Annotated in this window: 16 protein-coding genes; 1 reads left to right on the top strand and 15 read right to left on the bottom strand. The window is 62.3% G+C overall.

All coding sequences use genetic code 11. The features are described from left to right. Positions 1 to 10: 10 nt before the first annotated feature. The 3 genes from ACFQZG_RS18005 to ACFQZG_RS17995 form a co-directional block, all read right to left on the bottom strand. Positions 11 to 2278, bottom strand: a complete 2268-nt coding sequence (locus tag ACFQZG_RS18005; RefSeq protein ID WP_378154977.1) for an SDR family oxidoreductase — start codon at positions 2276 to 2278, stop codon at positions 11 to 13. A gap of 77 nt (positions 2279 to 2355) precedes the next feature. Beyond that, the gene (locus tag ACFQZG_RS18000; protein ID WP_378154975.1) at positions 2356 to 6291 is read right to left on the bottom strand and encodes a beta-ketoacyl synthase N-terminal-like domain-containing protein; all 3936 of its coding nucleotides are present in this window, start codon (positions 6289 to 6291) and stop codon (positions 2356 to 2358) included. Between the two features lie 12 nt (positions 6292 to 6303). Further along, positions 6304 to 7017, bottom strand: coding sequence for a 4'-phosphopantetheinyl transferase family protein (locus ACFQZG_RS17995; protein ID WP_378154973.1), 714 nt, complete (start codon positions 7015 to 7017; stop codon positions 6304 to 6306). Between the two features lie 387 nt (positions 7018 to 7404). Between ACFQZG_RS17995 and ACFQZG_RS17990 the strand changes: the two genes are divergently transcribed. Further along, positions 7405 to 8448, top strand: coding sequence for a ketoacyl-ACP synthase III (locus ACFQZG_RS17990; protein WP_378154971.1), 1044 nt, complete (start codon positions 7405 to 7407; stop codon positions 8446 to 8448). Positions 8449 to 8504: 56 nt separating this feature from the next. Here ACFQZG_RS17990 and ACFQZG_RS17985 read toward each other — a convergent pair whose 3' ends face one another. The 12 genes from ACFQZG_RS17985 to ACFQZG_RS17930 form a co-directional block, all read right to left on the bottom strand. Then, a complete protein-coding gene (locus ACFQZG_RS17985; protein ID WP_378154970.1) occupies positions 8505 to 9962 on the bottom strand; it encodes a glycosyltransferase family 4 protein in 1458 nt (485 codons plus the stop codon). Continuing rightward, the gene (locus ACFQZG_RS17980) at positions 9959 to 11059 is read right to left on the bottom strand and encodes a CgeB family protein (RefSeq protein WP_378154968.1); all 1101 of its coding nucleotides are present in this window, start codon (positions 11057 to 11059) and stop codon (positions 9959 to 9961) included. The genes ACFQZG_RS17985 and ACFQZG_RS17980 overlap by 4 nt, the downstream gene beginning before the upstream one ends. Before the next feature lie 20 nt (positions 11060 to 11079). Continuing rightward, positions 11080 to 12201: a CgeB family protein gene (locus ACFQZG_RS17975; protein WP_378154966.1), complete on the bottom strand. Its 1122-nt coding sequence runs from the start codon at positions 12199 to 12201 to the stop codon at positions 11080 to 11082. Positions 12202 to 12392: 191 nt separating this feature from the next. After that, positions 12393 to 12659, bottom strand: coding sequence for a hypothetical protein (locus ACFQZG_RS17970; RefSeq protein ID WP_378154964.1), 267 nt, complete (start codon positions 12657 to 12659; stop codon positions 12393 to 12395). Beyond that, complete coding sequence (locus ACFQZG_RS17965; protein WP_378154963.1) at positions 12656 to 12991, bottom strand: hypothetical protein; 336 nt, start codon at positions 12989 to 12991, stop codon at positions 12656 to 12658. The genes ACFQZG_RS17970 and ACFQZG_RS17965 overlap by 4 nt, the downstream gene beginning before the upstream one ends. Next, on the bottom strand, positions 12988 to 13323 hold the full coding sequence (locus ACFQZG_RS17960) for an alpha-helical endospore appendage domain-containing protein (protein WP_378154961.1): 336 nt from the start codon (positions 13321 to 13323) through the stop codon (positions 12988 to 12990). Before ACFQZG_RS17960 ends, ACFQZG_RS17965 begins: the two co-directional genes overlap by 4 nt. A gap of 30 nt (positions 13324 to 13353) precedes the next feature. Continuing rightward, complete coding sequence (locus ACFQZG_RS17955; RefSeq protein ID WP_378154959.1) at positions 13354 to 13647, bottom strand: nucleoside-diphosphate sugar epimerase; 294 nt, start codon at positions 13645 to 13647, stop codon at positions 13354 to 13356. 203 nt (positions 13648 to 13850) lie between these two features. Further along, on the bottom strand, positions 13851 to 15227 hold the full coding sequence (locus ACFQZG_RS17950; RefSeq protein WP_378154957.1) for a glycosyltransferase family 2 protein: 1377 nt from the start codon (positions 15225 to 15227) through the stop codon (positions 13851 to 13853). Between the two features lie 5 nt (positions 15228 to 15232). Continuing rightward, entirely contained in the window at positions 15233 to 16261 is a 1029-nt protein-coding gene (locus ACFQZG_RS17945; RefSeq protein ID WP_378154955.1) for a GT-D fold domain-containing protein, read from the bottom strand. After that, complete coding sequence (locus ACFQZG_RS17940; protein WP_378154954.1) at positions 16258 to 16983, bottom strand: sugar phosphate nucleotidyltransferase; 726 nt, start codon at positions 16981 to 16983, stop codon at positions 16258 to 16260. The genes ACFQZG_RS17945 and ACFQZG_RS17940 overlap by 4 nt, the downstream gene beginning before the upstream one ends. Positions 16984 to 17011: 28 nt before the next feature. Next, positions 17012 to 18043 carry a hypothetical protein gene (locus ACFQZG_RS17935; RefSeq protein WP_378154952.1) on the bottom strand — a complete coding sequence of 344 codons (1032 nt, stop codon included), beginning with the start codon at positions 18041 to 18043 and terminating at the stop codon, positions 17012 to 17014. A 69-nt stretch (positions 18044 to 18112) separates the two neighbouring features. After that, complete coding sequence (locus ACFQZG_RS17930) at positions 18113 to 18991, bottom strand: glycosyltransferase family 2 protein (protein ID WP_378154950.1); 879 nt, start codon at positions 18989 to 18991, stop codon at positions 18113 to 18115. Positions 18992 to 19251 lie beyond the last annotated feature (260 nt).

Raw genomic sequence — 19251 nt, 5'->3', positions numbered from 1 at the left:
AACCTTCCTCTCACTCATGTGCCTGATCCTGACTTGCCACGATATGCATCTCGACGTCACGGAGCTCGGCCGTCACTTCGCCTTGTTCGTTCAACCAAACCACTTGCGTAACGGTCTTATATCTTCCTCGGCGCTCGCTTCGAATGCGGCAGACGACGGGTTGATTACGGGGCATGCTCAGGTAAGCCGCATACGACCCGATCTTGGTAGGAAGGGTCGGTTCGCCGAACGCTCGAATGCCCCATAACCTTGCGAGCTGCAAGCCGCCGTCGATCATCGCCGGGTCGATTCCTCCGTCCCGATGCGACCATGCCGTCGCCGCGTCATGCTCGAATATCGCCTCCGCGCCCGCGCCGCCCGCAAGCGTCAGCTCGCGAATGACCTGGAAGGCCGGGCCATGGAATAGCTTGCCGCCGTCATACGCGTCGGACGGTTGCCAGTCCCAAGCTTCGGTTCCCGCATGGGGAAGCGGCTGCGCATCCGGCGGGACCGCGTCCCGCTCCATGCTCATTTCGACGTCGGCTGTATAGTGAACGCGGCCACCTTCTCCCCGGAGCTCGAAGCTCAGCCATGCTTGCGCCAGGCCGTCCGTCCGGTCGTTGCACGTCAATGTCAACCGATCGCGCTTGCCGTCCCGCTCCGCAACGACGATCCCTTTCTTCACCGTCAAGTTCGAACACCGCTTGACTTCAAGGTGCGGATACGCGGCCTTGGCGGCGCGCACGAACCAGTCCATGGCCATCGCGGCCGGCACGACGGGGCTTCCGCCGATACGGTGGTCGTCCAGCCATGGCGCGATCGAAGGATCCGGCACGAATATTTCCGCTGTCCATGTCTTCTCCGCCGCGCCTTCGATCAACGTCGGCCTGTCCTCCGAGCAGCCGCCGATGACGACCTCCACGGGTCCGCCGGCGTCCGACGTCTCCGCCGCGAAGGCGGCCGTTCCCGCTTCCAGCGGAATGAGATTGACGCCCCGCTGTTCGAAATGTTTCTTGAGCAGCGGACTGACCATCCCGCCGTCCCAAGGTCCCCAGTTGATCGACTTCACGGTGCAGCCCGGGCCGCGCCGGAACGCTTCCGCTTGGGCGCACTTGTTGAGCACCTCGTTCGCCATGGCGTAATCCGCTTGCCCGGCATTGCCGCTTCTCGCGGATACCGAAGAGAACAGGCAGATCAAATCAAGCGGATCATTCTCCGTGACGGCCAGAAGCGTCCGCAAGCCGCCGACTTTCGTATCGAATACGTAGTCGAACTGCTCGGTCGTCTTGTCCGCGATCGCTTTGTCGGCCAACACCCCCGCGCCGTGCACGATACCGGTGATCGGCCCCCATTGAACGCGGATCGGACGCAGCGCTTCGCGTAGCGCCTCCGTATCCTGCACGTCTACCGGCACATAGACGACTTCGGAGCCGAGCTCCTTCAGCATCCTCAGATTACCGGCGATCTCGCGATTCATCATGATACGCTGAACGCGCCGGCCAAGCTCCGCCAATCCCAACGCGGCGCCTTCCGCCTTCGCTTGCTCGAGCAGCGCGCGCTTCATCCCCGCGTCGTCGCCAATCCCCTTGCATGCGGCGGGTTCCTCTTCGAGCGGCGTTCTGCCGAGCAGGATGAGGCGAGGACGTTCGGTCCGCGCCAGTTCCGCGATCGCCGCCGCCGTAACGCCTCTTGCCCCTCCGGACACGAGCAGCACGGCACGCTCCGATGCGCTTCCTTGGATTCCGTTTGCCGGTGCGACCGCAGACGAGTTCAGCTCCAACGTCGGAGTCATTCTCTCTCCGCCTCGTTGCAGACCGACCTCAACTTCAGGTCCGCCGGCGGTCAGCTCCAGGAAGATGCGTTCCGCCGCCGTCTCCGCCGATAGCCCCGTCCGGTCAAGATCGATCGCCTTGACGGCCGCTTGCGTCCATTCGCGCGCGGCCGTCTTGACGAGCCCCGTCAAGCCGGCGGTCCATACGCTGCGGGACTCCGGCGAATCCGACAGCCCGAACGAGCCCCCGGTGTCCTGCACCGTGACGAAGACGCCGCCCTGCTTCGCGAACTTCGCTGCGACCGTCTTCGCCGCTTCGAAGGCGCGGCGGTTGACCGAGAGCGCCTCTTCGTCCGTATTCATCTTCTTCAATGCATCCAGCCATACGACGGCATCGGCTTCATCGGAGATCGTCGCGACCACGCGCGCCTGCGCCCCCGACTCCTGCAAACGCAGAGCAAGCGCCGAAGCGATTCCATTCCCGTCATCCATGATTTCAACGGCCGCGCCGCTCCATAGGCCTGGCATCGCCAAGCCTGCTGCCGGCGCAGGGGCAGCCTTCACCCCGTAACGCGCGACGGCGCGCCGATTGCGATCATGGGCAACTACTTTTTTCCCGGGGATACCCCGCCCTTACCGAGCGCGCGGTTCATATAGTCGACGATTTCGCCAAGCGTATTGAGCGCCGCGAGTTCGCCCGGCTGCACGTCGGGCAGCTCTGGCAACCGTTCCTGCACGGCCGACAAAATCTCGACGCGCTTGATCGAGTCGATCCCCAGTCCGGCTTCGAGCTCGATATCGAAATCCAGCATTTCGACCGGATAGCCCGTCTTCTCCGCCACGACCTCGAGCATGACCGAACGTACGTCGCTTGCCTCCGCTTGCGGTGCAGCCGCAGAGACAACCGGAGCGGCTGGCGCAGGCGGTACATAGGCCGGCGGTGCGGACACTGCTTGCACTGGCGGCACGTAGGCCGGCGGTGCTGCCACTACTGGCGCTGGCGGCATATAGGCTGGCGGTGCCGCAACTACCGGCGCTGGCGGCATGTAGGCTGGCGGTGCCGCAACTACCGGCGCTGGCGGCATGTAGGCTGGCGGTGCCGCAACTACCGGCGCTGGCGGCACGTAGGCTGGCGGCACGTAGGCTACCGGCGCGGCAACTACCGGCGCTGGCGGCGCGTATGCCGGCGGCGCTGCCGGAATGTAAGCCGGCGGAGCCGTTGGCGCGGCCGCGGCCGCTGCTTCGGGCATTGCCGCGAAGGCGCCAAACCCGCCGGCCGCCAAGGCGCTCAGTCCGGCCAGCGATGCTTCGACCGTGCGCAGGAACGCGACGTGTCCGTCGGCCATCGCGCGTTGATAGGCGGCGTGCGCCTCGACCGTCTGCCGCTGCATTTCCGTGATCGCGCCAAGCAGAACGGATTGGGTATTCGTCGGGTAAGTAGACATTATATGTTCCTCCTGATTATCGTTAATTCGGGCTATTGTCGGTTGAGATACGGCATTCTGTCGATAGGCTTCTACGCCGACTTCAACGGCGCGGCTGGCTGCAGCCTCTTGCAGGTAGGCTTCATAGTCCGATATCGGACTAAGAGCTACTTGCACCGGTCGCACAGCCACAGCCGCTATATCCGGTTCGGATACTCGCAAATCTGCAACGTCAGGCAGTCTTGCCTCGTTCGGCTTCGGGAGCGCCGGCGTGCCGCCTTCGGGCGGATACGGTCTTCCGCTATTGACCCCGCTGATCGGGATCGTGAAGGCCGGCTTCGGACGGCTGCGCGGATCTTCCTCCCGCTTGTATTCGTCCCAGAACGGCGCAAGGTCGACCGGAACGCCCGCTGTCGCAAGCCTGCCGAGCGCATGCCATATCGAGTCGACGCCGTGCTGCCCCTTCCGGTCGGTCACAACGGCCACGATGTCTCGGCCCGCCAGGCATTGCTCGACGAGTCCGGACAGCACGCCGCTCGGACCGACTTCGATGAACGTACGGACGCCGCGCGCATACAGCTCCTCCACCGTCTCGGCGAACAGGACCGGCTGCGCGATTTGCCCGGCCAACCGATCCCTCAAGCCGTCCGGCGAGGCAGGGAAAGGCTGTCCGTCCGCGTTGGACAAGACGACGGCCTTTCCCTCTCCAAGCGGCGTATTCGACAGGAACGCGCGGAATTCCGGCACGGAGGAAGCGACGAGCGGCGAATGGAACGCCGTAGATACCGGGAGCCGCATCGATCGAATGCCTTCGGCGGACAGCTTCTCCTCCAGTCGGCCGATTTCCCCCGTCTCCCCGGAGACGACGACCTGGCTTGGACTGTTATGGTTCGCGCAAGCGACGGCCGTGCCGCTCTCCGCGATCAGCTCGCGAACCCGCCCGACGGAGGCGAACACCGCGCTCATCGCGCCGCTTCCGGCGGATGCCGCCGCGGCTGCCGCCATGAGCTCGCCCCGCTTTCTCGCCGCTTGAAGCATGTCCTTCTCTTCAAGGACTCCCGCGGCGCTCAACGCGGCAAGCTCGCCGAAGCTGTGGCCCGCGACATACGCTGCCTGCACGCCCGCCTTCCGCAGCACTTGCAGAATCGACAGACTCATGGCGCCGATTGCCGGCTGCGCCCACTTGGTTGCCTGCAGCCGGCCGCGCTGCGATTCGAGCTCGTCTTCGGAGAAGACGGGCCGCGGATAGACGACCTCTTGCAGGCTGGCGCTTGCATCCATCTCCAGGTCCGCCGCTTTATCCCATACGGCCCGGGCTTCGTCGAACGCCAGCAGCAGCTCCGCGCCCATGTTCACATACTGGCTGCCTTGACCGGGAAACAGCATCGCGACTTCGCCGGGATTCGCGTCATAGGCGTAATAGACGCCGCCGTTGTCGTTGATCTGCCGCTCCGGATGGCGGCTAAGCTCCGCGATCGTCTTCTCGAGCTTCGTCCTTAGCCCGCCCAAGTCGGCGGTTACGATCGCCAGCCTAGCCGGCAGCTTCGGATCGTAATGCGATTGCGTCTGCCGAGCGAGATAAACAAGCAACCCCTCATCGTCGGTCAGGCCGGCAAGCAACTCTTCGCACCGCGCCAGCAGCGACGAAGGATCGTTAGCGCCGAGCAGGAGCAGCTCGGAAGGCATCCTCCGCAGCTTCCATGCCTGACGGCCCGGTCCGTTATATTCCTCCAGGGTGACGTGAAAGTTGCTTCCCCCGAAGCCGAAGGCGCTTACCGATGCCCGCCTCGGATGCGATGCCCCTCTGATCCAGGGCCGGGATTTCGTATTCAGATAAAAAGGACTATTGGCGATATCCAGGTTCGGATTGGGCCGCTCGACCTTGATCGTAGGCGGCAGCGCCTTGTGCCGAAGCGCCATGACGGCCTTGAACAAGCCCGCGGCGCCCGCCGTTCCCTTCGTGTGTCCGATCTGCGATTTGACCGAACCGAGCGCGCACCATTGCCGGTCTTCTCTCTCGCCGTCGTCGAATACCGACGCGAGTCCCGCGAATTCCGCCGCATCGCCGGCTTTCGTCCCGGTGCCGTGCGCTTCCATCAGCTCTACGGTAGCCGGCGAATAGCCGGCCATTTCGTAAGCGCGGCGAAGAGCCTTGGCCTGTCCTTTGGAGACGGGCGCGTATACGCTCTTAGACTTGCCGTCGGAGGACGTGCCGAAGCCTCTCAGCACGGCATAGATCCGGTCGCCGTCCCGCTCCGCGTCCTCCAGGCGCCGCAGGGCGAACATGCACAGCCCCTCGCCGAGCATCGTGCCGTCGGCCTGATCCGAGAACGGTCGGCAATCGCCCGTCGGCGAGAGCGCCGGCGTCTGGCTGAAACACATGAACATGAATATATCGTTCAACGTATCGACCCCGCCCGTAATGACGAGATCGGACTTGCCGGCCAGCAGCTCCATCGCCCCCATCGAGATCGAGGTAAGAGAGCTGGCGCAAGCCGCGTCCACGATGCAGTTCGTGCCGCCTAGGTTGAAATGGTTGGCGATTCTTCCCGCGATGACGTTCCCGAGCAAGCCGGGGAATGAGCTTTCCTTCCAAGGCACGTACTCGGAAGCGATGCGGTCGCTAATCTCCTGCACCTGGTCCTCCGGCACTCCGCTTTCCCGCAGCGCCTTGACCCAGACCGGCCGTTGAATGCGGCTGCCGAGCTCGACGGTGAGCTCCGAGGCGGAGGCCGTACCGAGAATGACGCTGATACGATCCTTGTCGATCGCGTTGAATTGGCCGGAAGCGGCGTCCTCCAGCACGCTTTTGGCCACCATCAATCCGAGGAGCTGGCTCGTATCGGTAGCGGGAATGTTGCTTGGCGGCATCGAGAATTCCTTCGGATCGAACTGAACCTGCGGCAGGAAGGCCCCCCGCTTGGCATAGGTTTTGTCCGGCGTCATGGGGGTAGGATCGTAATAATCCTCGATGAGCCAGTGCGTGGGCGGTATATCGGTCATCAGATCCCGGCCCGCCATGATGTCGTTCCAGAATCCCCGGTTGTCGGTCGATCCGGGCAGCAGGGCGCTTACCCCGACGATCGCGATCGCTCCGGATCCTTGTATCTCGTTCACTGGCAATCCTCCTTATCCACTTTCGTGAAAGCATGCATTAACTAATTCATCGCTGGACAGCATAATCGGCCGATCGGGATATCGGACCCCTTCCTCCGCGCAGGCCGCCATGACGGCACCTTCCAATCCGTACAGCCGCAACGGCCGCGGCGTGGAAGCCATCGAGCCCGGATACGCGGGATAGGCATGCGCGAAGCAGCCTTCTATGTCCACTTGAAAATCTCGCGGCGGCAACGACAGTCCGAGTCCCTCCGCTTTCATATAGCTTTCTTTGCAGGTCCACACCTCATAGAAACCGCGAAGCCGTTCTTCTTCGGGCAATCGTAACAGCAGCTCTCGCTCCCGGTCGGCGTAATAGCGGCTTGCTATCGCGTTCATATCGATCGGAACGATCTGCTCGACATCGATGCCGACCGGCCGGTCGTGTACGATGCACGCGACCCATTCGCCGCTATGGGACAGATTGAAATGAAAATCCGTCGCTTCCTTTATATACGGCTTACCGAATTCGTTCCTCGCGAATACGGTGTTGCTCGGTTGCCTCCCTAACCTCCCGCGGATCAAATGCCGGATCAGCGACTCCGCGAGCAGCTTCCGGTCGCGGTCCGCTTGCAGCCGGTATCGGCCAAGCCTCGTTCTCGTTTCTTCCGGCAGAGCCGATGCGAGACCATCCGCGACTTCGGACGACAGCGGTCCGGTCATGCGGATCGCGAAGATGTCGGGCATGGCCGTTCTCCCTTCCTCTATGAAGATGAATCTATAGTAATCCGAGGTTAAAACACGGCTATGTGGCGAGAAGGCAACTACGATAGTCTGATCTGCCGCGATTACTGCGCTTGGACTCATAATTTTCTATTATAAGGGAATAACATGCCGCCGTGAACGCAAAACTTGTCGATACGCTATGAAAATTGACGCTTTACGTGAAATAAAACAACTCCAAAAGTCGCATTATACGATTTGAATCGAAAAACGACCCCGGTCATTGGACCGAGATCGGTTTCTACCCGAATAGGATTGACGTATACGCCTCTAACCGTCATAATTATTTTTAACACCAGGTACTAATACTATGTACTATAACTTGACGATAAACGTAACGGAGGAATCGCCATGACCGAACGAAACGCCAGGAACGCCGCGAACGCCGGAACGAATGCCGGAGCCGCGCGAATCGCTTCGCAAGCCGCCATAACCGCGATCGGCAGCTATGTACCCGATCGGGTGATCACGAACGCCGATCTTGAACGCATGGTAGACACGGACGACGAATGGATCGTGCGCCGCACGGGAATCCAAGAACGCCGCCAAGCGTCCGCGGACCAATATACGAGCGATCTGGCGATTCTCGCCATCCGAGACTTGTTCCGCAGATATCCGGGCGACCCGGGCGAGGTCGACGCGATTCTCGTGGCGACGACGACGCCCGACATGCCGTGCCCGTCCGTTGCCTCGCGCGTGCAGCAAGCGATCGGCGCCGCAAGATGCTTCGCCGCCGACGTAAGCGCCGCGTGCGCGGGCTTCGTGTCCGCGCTCCAGCTCGCCAACGGCCTGATTCTGTCCGGCGCGTACCGTAAGGTGCTCGTCGTCGGCGCGGAGACGCTGACGAAGATTACGGACTATACCGACCGTTCGACGTGCATCTTGTTCGGCGACGGAGCCGGCGCCGTGCTGCTGGAACGCGCCGAGGAAGGCGCTCTGCTCGCCTCGAACGCGGTGACGGACGGCTCGGGCGGCTTCCAAGTTTACGCGACCGGCTTGTCCCAAGCCGGAGACGGCTCGCCGCTGGCCGGAGAAGGGAAGCTTGTCCAGAACGGGAGAGAAGTGTACAAATGGGCGCTGTCCACCGTGCCTGACGGCGTCCTTCAATTGCTCGGCGCTCTAGGCGCCGAAGTCGGGGACGTCGACTGGTTCGTTCCCCATAGCGCGAACCTGCGCATGATCGAAGCGATCTGCGAACGGCTCGGGCTTCCCGCGGAACGAGCCTTGCAGAGCGTCACTCCGTACGGCAATACGTCGGCGGCATCGATCCCGCTCGCTCTCGACCTCGCGGTCCAAGCCGGCAAGCTGTCGCCGGGACAGCTGATCGTGCTGTACGGCTTCGGCTCCGGCTTGACGCAAGCCGGCTTGGCGGTTCGCTGGTCGATTAACTCGTAAGCGGCGGCTTGTCCGCCGAACAAGGGAATGCCGTCGATCCGCATTCCCCGGGCGGCTTAACGACGCCCTCTCCCCGCGCGCCTTCCCGCATGCTTGCGCCTGCGCGCGCCGGCGCCGATCCGAGAACCGCCGCGGCGGGCTTTGCCTCGCGTCCGACGGCGTCCGGGCGAACGATGAGCCGCGGCGCGACTGCCGCCGCTTCCGGTTCTTCGCCCTCTTGACGGCGCCGGCCTCGCGCGTCGAGCCGTTGCCGGCGAGACGACCGCCGCGGCCGGTTCGGGCGGAGCGGCGAACGACGGAATAGGCGACGGCGCTCTGTCCGTCGGCAGGGCGGCGATCAACGCCATCAATTCCGCCAGCTTGCTCCGGAACGCCGCGACGCCGTAGGCGCGTACGGATGCTTCGCCGTTGCGCTTCGCGATCGCTTGCCGGTACGATTCGTCCCCGACGAGCCAACCGACCCGCTCCGTTAAACCCTCCACGTCCCCTTTCGGCACGAGGAACCGCTCGTTGCCCGTCGCGGTCAGAATTTCCGCCAACCCTCCCGATGAATAAGAGACGACCGCCTTGCCGAACATCATTCCCTCGAGCGCCGTCATGCCGAAGCCCTCCGTCATTAAGCTCGGAACGACGACGATGTCCATCGCCGGATACACCTGATGGACCTGCTCGGAGAACGGATAGAACACGAATCGGTCCTCGTAACCCGCCTTGAGCACCTTCGTACGGCAAGCGACGTAATGCCCTTCGTCGACTTGGCTGCCGACGATCAGGAACCTCGCGTCCGGATGCTCCGCGGCGATCGGCAGCATCGCGTCGATGAATTGCAGCTGCCCTTTGTTCGGATAGATCGTCGCCGCGATGAACCCGACGACGCGATGCTCGTCTTTCCACCGGTACAGCTTGCGCAGTTGCGTCCTTGCCTGCGGCCATACGCCGGGCACGAGCTCCTCGGTTTCCATGTAAGGAGGCAGCACGTACGTAGAACGTGCTTTGCTCGCGCCGGAGAAAGGCTTCAACACCGTCTTGGACATGCCGACGATCAGATCGCAATTGCCGGAGATGAGCGAGACGGATTTGTCCCGATGCGGCGTATCGTATAACGTCTCCATGAGCAGCCATACGGTCGGAATCCCTCTGGCGAAGGAAGCGATCGCCGGCAACGGATGAACCGCCGTGTTCACCATGACGACGTCGGGACGCTCGTGCGCGAGCAGCGCGTTCAGCGTACGGAACGCGGGCTGCCGGATCGCGTTCTCGACGTCTTGCAGCACGTGGGGAGCGCACGTGTAGAGCGAGAAGCAGAGAGGAATATCGAGGACGACGGTGCGTATGCCGATCGCCTTCGCCTTGTGCGCGATCGCCCCGAGCTCGGGAACGACGAGGACGCATTGATAATGCCGGACCAGCTCGCGCAGGAACAGGGACAGCACTTTTTCCCCGCCCGTCACGAGCACCGGATTGCAAATATGGGAGAACACGAGCAGCTTCGGCTTGGCGTTCGTCTCCGTCATGGCGCCATCGCCAGATCGAACAGCTGATTCAGCCTGGACGCGTACGTATGATCCCTCATCGTGCGATAGAGCCCCCTGAGCGCGATTTGCTGTCTCTCCGCTTCGTGGTGTAAGTAGTACTCCGCCTTGTTAGCCAAATCCTCGGGCGAGTCGTAGGTCACGACCTCGACTCCCGGAACGTAGAATTGGTCCAGATCTTGCCGCATGTCGGTCAATTGCAGCGTGCCCGATGCGGAAATCTCGAACGTTCGCGGGTTCGGCGACAAGGCTTGCACCCTCGCCCGGTTCATGTTGTACGTATCGTCGTCGTGCGCGCGATGGGTATTGATGACGATTTTGTTGGCGTTGTATCGTTCGCACGTCTTCCCCGGATCCTGCCAAGCCTGAAGATCGATATGATGCTTGTATCTATTGAAGTTCGATAGCCGGTCCCACCACATTCCCGATATATACAGCTTCCGATGAGAGATGAGCGGAATGACGCGTTCGAACAGATTGACCCGGTTCCAATAGGCTGTGCCGATGAAGCTGATGTCCCCGCGCAGCGATTGCCTCGGGTTGAACGGGCGGAATGCCGCGGGGAACACGCCGAGCGGCAAGTAATGGACTCTCTCGCAACCTAGACTCCCGTAGAAAGCCAAGCAATTGCGCTCTAGCGTGAACACGCGGTCGTAATGCGGGGCGATGCCCGACGTAATGTCCGTATAGTACGGATCGTCGGTGAACCAGATCGCCGTTCGGACGCCGAGCGTCCGGACCGCCCGCACCTTCTCGGGCGGCATGTTCATCCCGTCGAGCACGAGCATGAGATCGGGTTTCGCCTGCGAAGCGATGAATTCGATATCCTGTGTCGGCTCGGCGATCGTAACGCGAATGACGATTTCCTTCAGCGTCTCGTGAATCGCATAGTCCAGCGGGCTGTAAGGGTAACCCTTGCCGGACGTCACGTACAGGACGTGCAGCGGACGCTTGACGATCGGCGGCAGCGCCCGCAGCTTGGCGACTTCGCATCGGCCGAACCAATGGCCGTGGCTCCACCCGAGCGCGTAGGCATCGCTCCGCGCCCTCGTTCGCGACCTCGCTATCCCATTGGCCACTGTCGATCCCTCCCGCGATCCTATTCTTCGTGCGCCCGCATGATCGGGAATCCGACGATGTCGAGCATTTTTGTAATGCGGTCGTCGAACGTATGTTGCGTTCTCGTGCGGCGGTAGCCTTTGGCGGCGACGATCAGCCTCTCGGCTTCATGAGTCAAATAATAGTCGATCTGTTCGATCAGATCGTTAGCGTCCCGATAGACCCCCAGCTCCGAACCGACCGCGTACATCTCCCTAAGCTCGCTTCTCTCGTCCGTCAATTGCAGCGTGCCGCAAGCCGACATGTCGAACGTCCGCGGATTGATCGATTCCGCCGGCCAGTCGAGGGCGTTGCGGTTCTCCGGACTAAGGCCCGGCATGCGGTGAAGATTGATGACGATCTTGGCTCCGTTGTAGAAGTAGGCAGACTCGGGGACGGCCACGCCGCCCTTGCGCAGAAACCGTTCGATCGACCGGTAATGGCGCATTCTGTCCCATAGGCCGCCCGCGATGACGACTCTCTTGTCTTGCAAGTAGGGGGCGAGCCGATCGAAGAGCGCGATTCGGTTCGGGAAGCCCGTGCCGATGAAGCAAATGTCCGATTCGTACGCCCGCGGCGTCGGCATCGGACGGAACGTGCCGAAGTGCGCCGCGAGCGGCAAATGATGCACCTGTTCGCAGCCGATCGATCGATAGAGGCGAACGCAGGATCGCTCGTGCGTGAATACGTAATCGTAGTGCAGCGCCAGCTTCACCGTATCGTCCGTTACGTAGGGATCGTCCACGAACCAGACGACGGTCGGAATGCCCATCCGGCGGACGTATCCGAGCTGCTCCAAGTAATCGGGCGCGAACAGGTGCACCCCGTTCAGCACGACGACGACGTCGGGCCGGAACTGTTCCGCTTGGCGCCTGAGGCCGTCGTTGGAGCCCACGATGACTTCGGAGACGTTGGCCCGCAGCGCTTCGACGATTCCTTGATCGATCGCTTCGAAGCCTTGTGGAACATAGAGCACGCGCGCCGCGCGGATCGGTCCGTTCGCCGGGACGATCGATTGATCGATGCGGCGGCACGCGCCGAGCCGCCACCCTTCGATCCAACCGTCGCGGAACGCCGCCGCGCGTTCGTCGCGCACGGATATCGCTTGCCGATGCCTCCGCATCCTCATCACCCGCAATCAATATATGCGCATGCGCGGGGATAGACTTGGATACTAACCCGCCCGGAAGGCGAATTTAGGCACAAGCTTGCGGCCCGGAGACGAGGCCCCCGCCTGGCCGCGCCGCAACGCGAACAAGGACGAAGGCGCGATATGCGCCCCCGTCCTATTCGTGCGTCCGTATGCGAAGCGGTTCAGGCTTGCTGCTCGTAAGCGATCTGGTGACCGTCCTCGAAGCCTTTGCTGAACCCCGCGTTATAACCCTCGTTATACGATTGCGTATATTCCGCGCCCGTACGCCGGTTTCTACCGACCGCGCGCCGTTTCCGGCTCCGCAGCTTCCCTTGGCCGGTTCTCGGCTTGCGCGCGAATGCCGAGCGTTGGCCCGCTCCGCGTCCTTTGATTCCCGACTTGACCCCGGTTCGTCTCGTCCTCCGGGAGACGATCTTCCTGCGCTTCACTGCACGGCACCTCCGCGATCGTTATTCCTATGCTGCCGACGTTCCCGGGCGTCTTCTCGCTTCGTCCGAACCGCGACCTGCTCCGACAGCCAAGGCGACGCCGGCGTTCCCCTGACGGGCGGACGCCAGCTCATTCCGGCCGCGGCGCGAAGCAAGGCGCCCTGCATGCCCGTAATGACGCGTACGTGCTCCTGCAACGTCTCCGGCGTCACCCCGCTCAGATCGGTAACGTCCGCGACGTGGCTCAGAATCCGGGCGAGCGCTTCCTGGCTGCGCGCGATCGCGCCCATCACGCTTAGCTTAATCGTCCATTCCTGTTCCCGACGGCTCATTTGCCTTTGTCCTCGGAACCGAATCCGCTCATGAACGACGACATGGCGTCGCCGTCTTCTTTGTCCGGATTGATGATTTCCTTCAGGTTCCGGCTTAAGCCGTTGCATAGCTTCGTGAGCCCCTCGATCACCTCGACGTTCTGCTCGTGGAAGCCCAAGCATGCGGTAAGCTGTTCGCTATGCGCTTCGTACGTATCGTTCGTCACGTGGTGCAGCAGCCAATTGCGCACCTTCTCGGCTTCCGTCGCCTTCGCTTCCAAGATCATCGCCACGTTCCATTGCATCTTGGCGATCGCGTCCAACGTAATATGATAAGCATCCTCGCGCGTCAATGTCGCCCCTCCTTCCGCAGGCCAATTCCGTTATTCCTCGTCTCCCGTATCTCCGATCGCTTTCAGTACGTGCGTCATGCTGTCCGCCACCGCTTCCTCGAGATCGGCCAAGCTGTTCAAGAACGAGATGACGCTCTTCGTCACTTCGGAGGAGCTATCGACCAACCCGTTCAATCCGTTCAGATGAGGATGCTCGTTCGGCAGCACGTCGATCAACTGCGCCATTCGGACGGTCACTTGCCGCTTCGCGCTCAATATTCTGGCCATCTGCTGGTGGGAGTGCGACAAGTGAATGACGATCTCCGTCAATAGCTCCTGTTGCATGCGATCCGACTCCTCCATCTTCGGATATTGCCCCCGCGCGAGACGGGCGAATCACGTCGGGCGCGCGGTTTTCGGGCCGACAATGTTATCCCCTATAGCATATGCCGCCTGTCGGCGCTTGCCACAGCAACGCCGCGACGTCCCGCCGCCGGCGCGCAGAGCGAGACCGATCGGAGCGGACGGCGCGGCGGTTCGCGGGCGGTTCACAACGACTGCTTCAGCACGGGGGGACAGATGATCGGCAATCCTTCGCGCAGCTCGGCCATGTTGGCTGCCGATAGCTTCATCTCCGGTTTGCCGCCGAGACTCCAGCCTTGCAGCGCGGCTTCTCCGTGCAACCTGCGTACGACGTTTCCTTCCCGATAATACGTTCTGCCGTCCGCCGTCTTGACGATCGCCGTCGGATCGTCGGTATCCCGTCCATGCCAGCGCTGTTCCGCTTCCTCGGCGGAGATCGGATCGCCGATCGGCCAGCCGCGCAATTCGATCTGGGACAGCTTCGTAACCGGCACGCTCACGACGCCGTCCACGAGCCTTCTCTTCCCTTGCTCGATCCAATAATAATTCGCTCCGATGCCTCTGACGATGACGCGCTCGGGGTAGAACGCCGAAGTGCCCGCGCGAGGAGACCGGGAGTCGGCCTTCGTCTTCATCGAACCGATCAGCTCGCCGGGCTTCGGCCACTTTCGATGGTAGAACCGCTCGTTCTGATCGTTTACCTTTACCATTTTGTCGCCGACCGCTTTAATGCTTACGCTGCCGATATGATGGATGAAGGAATCTTCCGCGACCATTAGCTTGCGGCCGAGCAGCCGGACCCGGAGACTATAGTCGTTATCCTCCCAGTTGCCGATCTCGAAGCCTTCGTCGAAGTAGCCGACATCCTCGAACAGCTCCCGCCGGAACAGCAGGCAGAAGCCGATCAGTTGGTCCGTCTCCCGCCACCTCGAAGGGTCGGGGCGGTTGTTGCGCCTGGCGAATTCCGGCATGTCGGTCAGCGTCTCGTAAGGCACTCTGACTTGTTGGCTGCCGCTGATATAGTTCGTGATCGGGCCGACCATGCCGATCCCCTCGTCGCTGTTCAGACAACGCAGCATATTGCCGAGCCAATTGTGCGTAACGATCGTGTCGTTGTTCAGAAGCACGATCGTGCGTCCTCTGGCCATCATCAGCCCGACGTTGATCGCCCCGGCGAAGCCGTAGTTCCGGTCGAGCACGCGGAACCGGACTTCCGTGCACGCGCGGCGCAAGTAATCGCCCGTCCCGTCGGCGGACGCGTTGTCGACGACGATGATTTCGTAAGGCTCGGGCGTGTTCCATTTGATCGCCTCGATGCATTGCTGCACGAGAGCCGCTTGGTTATAGGTCGGAATGACGATGCTCGTGCCCTCGAACGGAACCGGATACCGCTGAATGCCCGTCTGGACGCCCAATTGGTAGCCTTGCTCGAAGCCTTGTTCGAAAATCGGGTTGCGAACGCTCGATGACGCGCCGCCGGCGAAGCGTGCCCGGCTTCTTCCGCGAGGGCGCCCGGCGCGTGCGCGATGTTTCCGACGCGACAATTTGCGGGTCGCCGCCATGCCATTCACCCCTCGTCGCTTGATAGCGAAGATATTCTCGTCTTCACGCCCGCGATCCGGTCGGCCAGATGCCCGAAATCGATCGCGACTTTGCCCGTTCTTGCCGCCAGGCCGACGACGATCGGAATGGCGGGAATGCCCGCCGACACGAGCGCGAAGTCGAAGTCGTGCGCCGCGCTTTCGGCGACGACGCGATCGACGTCCCCGAAGCCCTTGACCGGGCTCACGACTCCCGCGACGTGATAGCCTTGCGCCTTGAACGCCATCGCCAGCTCGTTCGCGACGTTGCCCACGAGCAACAGCTTGCGCCCGCCGAGCAAGCGGGGCAAGCAATCATGCTCGTAGAGCGAGTAGTTCATCGTCGACGTCGTAAGGCTAAGGTTTGCGCACGGGATGCCGTGGGCATGCAACACACGGAACAACAGCGGCTGGTATTGCGGCTGCCGGGACACCGGCACGCCGACGAGCGTAGCCGATCGAATCGCTTCGGCAAGCCGGTCCCGCGCGGACAGATCGGGAACGACGATGCCCGCGTACGGCAGGAACGGGCTCGACGTTCGCAACTCCGATACGGGCATCACGACCTCTTGCGCGAGCGTCATCAGCTCGCCGTCCCCAAGACGAATGAACGAATAAGGCCGACGCTCTCTAGCCGCGCCGTCAAGCTCCTCGAAGACGCGATCTATCCCGATCAACGGCAGCGAACGAATCCGCAGCGCCTGCACGCCGGCCGCCATCGCCTCGTCCGCGGTTACGTCCGGAATGATTCGGTCCGCGGGCAAATGGTGCTCGAGCAGCTTCTCCGCTCCGTCGACCATGCCGCGCCTGTACCCGAGCTCGTATTCGGTGCCGGCGGACGTTTCGTAGCCCGGGCCGGCCTCTGACCAAGATAGGCCCGTCGCCTTCTTTCTCTGGGCTCGCGCCGCATGATGCCTGTGCGCGCGGCGATGCTTGCCCGCGCGGCGGACGCGGACTCTGCTGCGCAGCCGTCTCGTCTGTCGCGCGGTCCGAACGGCCATGATGACGGCTTTCATGAGATCGCCCCCTTTAATCTCCTTCCCGCTTCCTCGAGCGATTCGAACGTGCCGGCGTCGGTCCACCAAGCCGTCAGCTCGCGGTAGGTCAGCTGCCCCCGCTCGGCGTAGGCGTTATTCACGTCCGTGATTTCCAATTCTCCCCGGCGCGAAGGCTTCACGCCGTCGATCAGGTCGAACACGGCCGTATCGTAGAAGTACATGCCCGTCACGCAGTAATCCGACTTCGGCTTCTCCGGCTTCTCTTCGATGAATTCGATGCGGCCGCTCGCCTCGTCCAGCTTCGGTACGCCGTAGCGGCGAGGGTCTGCCACCTTCTTCAACAATAGCATCGCTCCGCCCGCCTGCCGTTCGTACTGCTCGAAGTAGGGCCTCAAGCTCTCCTCGAACAGATTGTCTCCGAGCAATACGGCGAACTTCTCCTTCGGCGACATGATCGGCCGCGCAAGCTCCAGCGCCTGCGCGATGCCGCCCGCTTCCTCTTGGATGCGGTACACGATGGATACGCCCCAATCGCGTCCGCTGCCGAGCACGTCCACGAAGCCTCCGATCGCCGTTCGCGACGTAACGATGACGATGTCCCGTATGCAGGCGTCGCGCAGCTTCGCGACGCCGTAGCAGATCATCGGATAAGAACCGACCGGCAGCAGATGCTTATTCGTCCAGTAAGTAAGCGGCTTGAGGCGTGAGCCCGTTCCACCCGCCAGTATGACTGCCTTCAAGTCAATACCTCCCCGTTATTGGTAACGATCAACGATCCAAGTCCCCTAAGACGGCGCGGTTGCGATAGAGATCCGGACGCGTAAGCCTGCCCCCGCGAATCGCGATCGCCGCATGCCATGCCTCCGCATGGTCTCCCGCAGCGAGTCGGCTGACCGATTGCCCCGTCAAGGCGTTCGATCCTCCCGCGCTTCCCCCGGTTACGATCCGCAGCTTGCTCAGGATGGCGACCGCATGCGCTTTGGCCGGCACGCACAGCGTGGCCGCCCCGATCGTGTCCAGCGCCTTGCGGGAGAGCGCGTACGGAAGCGCCGTTAACGAATTCGACTTCAGGTCCGGACGGTTCAGGCTTGCGTTCAGGAATTCTTGCAGCTGCGCGATGCTTCCGCGTTGCCGGAACAAAATGTTCCGCATCGACAGATCGCTTAGCGCGATATCCGCCCGTCCGTCGCATTCCCAGAGGAAGCGCGCCAGCACGCTCGCGGCGACCGGTTTCTCTCCGCTTACGAACAGCAGCATATCCGATGCGGCTAGTCTGGCGCCTAGAGCCCGTCCGACATCGGGATCGGAGACGTTTGGGGCGACGACTACCGAAGCGGTCGGATGAATGCTCTCCGACGGAGGAAGATGCTTCTGTTCCCCGTAGACGACGACGATCACTTCGCGCAGCGGCAAGGCGTCGAGCTCCGTCAGCACTCGCGGCAAAGCGCCGTTCGGGTCGTTCGTGCACACGATCGCGGCCGCCTCTTTGCGAAGAGGAACCGGCACGATCGGCGCAACGTCCCGGAACCGGTGCAGGAATCCCGCCGCATAATGCCGGCCGCAAGTCAACAGTCGCTTCCACGCCATGCCCATCAGGGCATGGCCGCCGTAATACCTCTCGCTCCACATGCGGTGCAACGTCTCTCTGGCTTCCTTCGGCGTAACGTCCTCCGCGCCCCGGCGCTGCAACCATCGCGCGGCGTCGCTCATGCCTTCCGCGAAACCGTCCCGCGAATCCGCTTCGCCCGGCCTTCTTCGCTTGCCGCGCGAGGCCGTTCGCTTCCGTTTGGCTTCCGCCATGCCCGGTCTCGAACCCGCCCGACGCTTCGGCGCCGAAAGCCGCGTTGTGCTTCTCGTTCTCATCGTCTCCTACGTCACCATCCAACGTTGACGCGCTCCGTCATCGAAGCCGCCGCGGGAATCGGTCTGATTCAGCCACCATTGAATCGCTTCGAGATGATCTCCCACGATGAGCGGCTCGAGCGAATGCTTGCGCTCGCGTTTCATTCGCAACGGGTTCAGCCTTCCGACGTTCACCCGAACCGTTCTTTGAACTTTCAACCCTTCGCGTATGGCCATCGTGTGCGCGAGCGGAGGCACGGCCAAAGCCGAAGCCCCGATTCGCTGCAGCGCCCTGCGGCTTAGCGCGTGGGGAATCGCCGTCATCGATGCGCCTTGCAGATCCTGCCTGCCGAACAACGCGTTGAGCGCGTGCTTCGCGAGCACGACGCCGTGCACGACCGCCTTGTTGACGGGCCCGGAATAATCGTTAAGCGCGACGTCCACTCCGCCGGATACGGCGTCGACGAAGGCTCTCAGCTTCGCGGCCGGAATGACCATATCCGCGTCGATGAACAGCAGCACTTCTCCCTTCGCCGCCCTCGCCCCGATCGCCCGGGGCACGTCGTGGCCGAGCGCGCGTCCGTATGCCAACACCTTAGCGCCTCGCTTCCTCGCGATTTCCATCGAACCGTCCGTGGAGCCGTTCGCGACGACGATCACTTCCGTACGAGGATGGACGCGGTAAGCTTCGGCGATGACTCTGCTTAACGTTCTTCTTTCGTTCATGACCGGGATAACGACCGAGACGTAAGGCTCGGAACGCGGCGAAGGACGTGAATCGACGGACGCCTCGCTCCGATATGCCGACTTCGCGGACACCGTTGCGAGCTTATCACGCGGCCTTCCCGCGTCTTTCCTTCGGAGCGCGGCAACCCGGACCGGTACTCTCCCACGCTTGTAGGCCAATCCATCCACCCCCTCAGCTCGGGCATCGGTTTACAAACCATTGTATGTGTGACGTGTACATGCGCAACGGCATATGTACGGGGAATCGGAACGGTAACCTACCGCCCGCGATCAGGCGCGCGCCGCCCAAGCGGAAGGGGCTGTCCCAAAAGTCATTATTTAAATGACTAAGGGACAGTCCCTGTTTTTTCGATGTTAGTGTGGTCGGACATCTATCTCCTTACGCTGCCGTTACGGTCGTGAAATTTGAATGGGAACCC

It is taken from the genome of Cohnella sp. GCM10027633, from assembly GCF_042675445.1.
Lineage (GTDB): Bacteria > Bacillota > Bacilli > Paenibacillales > Paenibacillaceae > Cohnella.
The sequence above is the reverse complement of the archived record's forward strand: the minus strand, read 5'-3'. Positions and strand labels throughout refer to the sequence as shown.